At 65.0% G+C, this 543-nt stretch carries 1 protein-coding gene; it reads right to left on the bottom strand.

All coding sequences use genetic code 11. The features are described from left to right. Positions 1-505: ATP-binding cassette domain-containing protein (locus tag JK635_RS28375; protein WP_202654365.1), on the bottom strand; the 505-nt coding region annotated here is incomplete at its 3' end. Between the last annotated feature and the right edge of the window lie 38 nt (positions 506-543).

Genomic DNA, 543 nt, shown 5'->3' with positions numbered 1-543 from the left:
CGATCAGCAGGTGCGGCTTGCAGGCCAGCGCCATGGCAATCATCGCGCGCTGGCGCTGGCCGCCGGAGAGCTGGTGCGGATAGGCCAGCGCGCGCCGCGCCGGCTCCGGTATCCCGGTCTTGTCCAGCAACTGCACGGTGCGCTGCGCCGCCGCCTTTGCCGACAGGCCCTCGTGCAGCATCAGCACTTCGGCGATCTGGTTGCCTATTGTGAACAGCGGGTTCAGGGCCGTCATCGGCTCCTGGAAGATCATCGCCGCATCCTTGCCGCGCAGCCGGCGCAAGGCGGATTCGGACATTTTCAGGATGTCTTCGCCATTGAACAGGATGCTGCCCCGGTAGCGCGCATCCTGGTTCAGACGCAATGCCGACAGCGCCGTGACGGTCTTGCCGGAGCCGGACTCGCCAACCAGCGCGAACTTCTCGCCGGGCGCGATGGCAAAGCTGACATCGTCGACGACAACGGCGTCGCCGAAGGCAACGCTCAATCCCTGTACATTCAGCAAGCTCAAGACTTCCTCCGCACGTCCAGCGAATTGCGCAG

Origin of the sequence: Neobacillus paridis, assembly GCF_016765675.1 — a bacterium.
Lineage (GTDB): Bacteria > Bacillota > Bacilli > Bacillales > Cytobacillaceae > Neobacillus > Neobacillus paridis.
Note: the sequence above shows the minus strand (reverse complement) of the source record. Positions and strands in the feature narration are given on the sequence as shown.